This is a genomic window from Paraburkholderia sp. CNPSo 3272 (assembly GCF_024206495.1).
Lineage (GTDB): Bacteria > Pseudomonadota > Gammaproteobacteria > Burkholderiales > Burkholderiaceae > Paraburkholderia.
Genome location: NZ_JAMBPQ010000103.1, coordinates 1 through 864, shown reverse-complemented (window position 1 = coordinate 864; position 864 = coordinate 1). Strand labels below are relative to the sequence as shown.

1 protein-coding gene is annotated in these 864 nt (G+C 61.9%); it reads left to right on the top strand.

Annotated elements, in window-relative coordinates; genetic code table 11:
- Nucleotides 1-586, top strand: a 586-nt coding sequence (locus M3I53_RS37980; RefSeq protein WP_254320816.1) for a transposase, incomplete at its 5' end; no start/stop codon positions are given.
- Nucleotides 587-864: the final 278 nt, after the last annotated feature.

Genomic DNA, 864 nt, shown 5'->3' with positions numbered 1-864 from the left:
ATGGCAACAACTCGCCTTCGAGGAGTTTCGGCGCGCCATCGAAGACCGCCTCGCGCAGTGCGACCGGCTGCAGGGCGCGCTGCGCGAGGCGGTGATCAACTGGCGTTTCTACCCGGCCGTGTTGGGCCTGCAGGCAATGCGTGGCGTGCAGTTCGCCACGGCCGTGGGCATGCTCGCCGAGCTAGGCGACCTCTCACGCTTCCTGCACCCGCGCCAGCTGATGGCCTGGCTGGGAGTAACACCCGCCGAACACTCGTCGGGAGAGAAGCGCCGACTGGGTAGCATTACCAAGAACGGCAACAGCTATGCGCGAAAGCTGCTCATCGAAGCGGCCTGGAGCTATCAGCATCCGGCCCGCGTGAGCGTCGAAATCCAGCGCCGGCACGAGGGCATCCCGAAGCCCATTGTCGATCGTGCCTGGGACGCGCAAGTGCGCCTGTGTCGGCGCTACCGGAGGCTCGTCGCACGAGGCAAGGAGAAGAACATTGCCGTAGTTGCGATTGCCCGCGAACTGGCAGGATTCATCTGGGACATCAGCCAACTCGCAATGTCGCTGGCCCTGCCGCGCGAGGTACCGACAGCATGACAGTCACGTGAACAATGCCACATAACCCCTGGAGAACGAGCTTCCTGAAGGCGGCGTAGCCCGGCATACGAGTAACCCGCGGAGATGCTAGGCAACGGATCTCATCCGACTTGCGTCAGTAGATAGCGGCAGGCTCATCGGACGGACCACTGTAATGCGGTACCCAACCCGCGGATATCAGCGTGATTCACCGTCGAGATTTACTGCTACGCCGCCCTCAGGAAATTCAGATTGCGTGCAACTCAAACAGGCAAAAACGATCCCGATTGACACGCGGA